This window comes from Alkalibacterium sp. m-11 (genome assembly GCF_054658155.1).
On sequence record NZ_BAAGIR010000211.1, the window covers coordinates 1 to 2,440 of the forward strand.

At 36.1% G+C, this 2,440-nt stretch carries 3 protein-coding genes and 1 pseudogene; all 4 read right to left on the reverse strand.

All coding sequences use genetic code 11. From position 1 onward, the window contains the following. Positions 1–125: 125 nt before the first annotated feature. Positions 126–491, reverse strand: a pseudogene (locus ACYQ2O_RS11700) (M20/M25/M40 family metallo-hydrolase); the annotation flags it as partial. Positions 492–713: 222 nt separating this feature from the next. Beyond that, entirely contained in the window at positions 714–1,463 is a 750-nt protein-coding gene (locus ACYQ2O_RS11705) for a class I SAM-dependent methyltransferase (protein ID WP_346024969.1), read from the reverse strand. A gap of 1 nt (position 1,464) precedes the next feature. Then, the gene (locus ACYQ2O_RS11710; protein WP_428830623.1) at positions 1,465–2,136 is read right to left on the reverse strand and encodes a cupin domain-containing protein; all 672 of its coding nucleotides are present in this window, start codon (positions 2,134–2,136) and stop codon (positions 1,465–1,467) included. 98 nt (positions 2,137–2,234) lie between these two features. Continuing rightward, positions 2,235–2,440: hypothetical protein (locus ACYQ2O_RS11715; protein WP_459771242.1), on the reverse strand; the 206-nt coding region annotated here is incomplete at its 5' end.

Genomic DNA, 2,440 nt, shown 5'->3' on the forward strand with positions numbered 1-2,440 from the left:
TCATTTTTGTTTTATACTTATCCATGTTGTAAGTCCTTTGTTTTGGTCTTGGATAAGTCATCCAACCCCATTATAAAGGACTTTTTTATGTCATGAAACAGTTAAATTTTTAATGCAACACTAGTGAGTTGAATCAAACAGTCTGCTAAAACAAGTAGGTAAGCTGTATGTGCATCATGCCCACACGCATGCATGACACCATCATTTTTAGATTTAAAAGGGACGTCAGCTTCTTCTTGAATTGGGAGAGCATCAAAATCAGCTCGAAGTGCAACAGTTTTGCCTGCTTTTCCACCTTCAATAGTAACAATGATGCCATAGCCATTACCAATGTTTGTGTCAATTTTGATATCTTTTCCTTGATAAAACTTTTCAATATAGGCAGCTGTTTTTTCTTCTTGAAATGACAGTTCAGGGTGTTGATGTAGATGTCTGCGAATCGCTACCATTTCATCTTTTCGTTGTTCCAGCATATCGATTAGTTTTTTCATGAATTAGTCGAGCTCCTTTCGGGATGTTGATCTTAGATTCTGACTTGTTTAATTACTAATCTAATTCTAACATAAACTAAATAGAAACTTGCTTAAGGACTAGTTAGAAAATTTAGCGAATTTTAAAAAACCCTCGTCTTAAAGAATTCTAATTGCGAATTCTAGCATGCAGACGAGAGTCAAATCGTTAAATTGAGATTTTAATGAAATTAATAAGACTATTTACTTTGTTGAAACGATCGCAATATAACCTAAATTTGATTTATTTGTTTTGAAAAAGCGGAACATTGATTTAAAATAGGCTCGATTTTCCTTTTTTATTGCCTGCCGAAAAATTTTCATCGTCCGTATCAAGCCTTCATCTTTAATCATACCGATCGGATTCATTAATGACATTGGACCAGTTGCTACATCTAAATTTTCAAAGCCAGCTTGATTAAAGATATTACGCCAGCCTGCTTCGTCATGAGGTTTAGCTTGAACATGAATTGCTTGTTGCAAGTCTGTTACAACTTTCGGCATACCTCCATCTGTAAGCTTAACATCATGAGTTAATAACAGACCACCTGGTTTTAAAACTCGATAATATTCTGAAATTGCTTTTACTTTTTGCTTGTCTCCCAGCATCGTTAACATCGCCTCATTGATTACGATGTCAAAGGATTGGTCGGGATAGGGAAGATTTAATGCATTCGCTCGTTCAACCGTTATATGGTCTGTTAGCTTTGCTTCCTCTATCCGCTTCTTAGCTATCTCTATTACTTGTTTATCTAGATCAACAGCTGTGATCGAACATCCTGTTTTTTTGACCAACTCAATCGCATTTGTACATTGGTTACAAGCTACTTCTAGGATGTGTTGGTTTTTATTAAATGAAACATGGTTAAATAACCAATCCGTTGCTTCCACGCCACCAGGACGTAGCCGTGTTTTTCCTAATCTAGCAAGAAAGGAATGTCCTGCTTCACGCATATTATTCACCTGCCTTTACAACTGTTAGTAACATTTTAAACGCTTCAACAGCTTCTAACGCATGGGGTATTTCTGCAGGCATGACAATGCTCTCACCTTTTTTGACGGTGTAGTCAGTCTGGTCAATTGTAATCAATGCTTCACCTTCTAAAATTTGCACAAGTGCATCCCCAGTCGCTGTATGTCGAGCAATTTGTTGACCTTTATCAAGTGCAAATAATGTTAATGTTAAAGTTTGGTGTTGAACAAGTGACTTACTCGACTTTCTGTTAGGTACAATTTCAATTTGATCAGCTAACTGAATCGTTTCATTATGTGGAATTTTATTAATCATTTGTTCATTCTCCTCTGTTTGGTAAATATGGATTTGTTGAAAACTAGCTTTATTTTTAGCTTTGATTGCATGATAGGAACCACGATCTAGTAAGATCATCGATCCAGCTTCTAAAACGACAACTTGTTCATTATGGGTTATTTCCAATTGGCCTTCGAGACAATAAATTAACTTTTCCAGACCGACAATCTCCGTACTAATCGATTCTCCCGCTCCAAGTCCAAAAGCGGTTATATCATAAATATTTGTTTCTGCGATTGCCGTGCTGACAATTTGATCAGACATCATAATTGCTAACTCTGTATTATTGAATACTGTTGCAATGGGTAAATCCCTCAAACTACCCCTCCTTATCGATTGATATTATATAAATAACTCAAGTTTTGCAGTTAAAAAATAGCCTTTGACGCTTGGTGTCATTGACTTGGTACCGATTATTATGCCGCTTTTGATATTTGATTCAGCTGATTTTCTTTTAAAAATGGCTTGAAGAGTTCCGGTAAACTATCAAAGATAGTATCTAACAAGTCTTGAACATGTTGTTCAGATAGTACTAACTCGTTCATTAATGTCTCTTTCAGACAGGCCATTACGAGAAACAGCGATTGCGCGAATCGAATGTTCTCCATTTCATCACAGCACA

Bases quoted from the DNA above. Each gene is read 5' to 3' on its own strand.
- ACYQ2O_RS11705 (WP_346024969.1), bottom strand. From the start codon at position 1,463: ATGCGTGAAGCAGGACATTCCTTTCTTGCTAGATTAGGAAAAACACGG.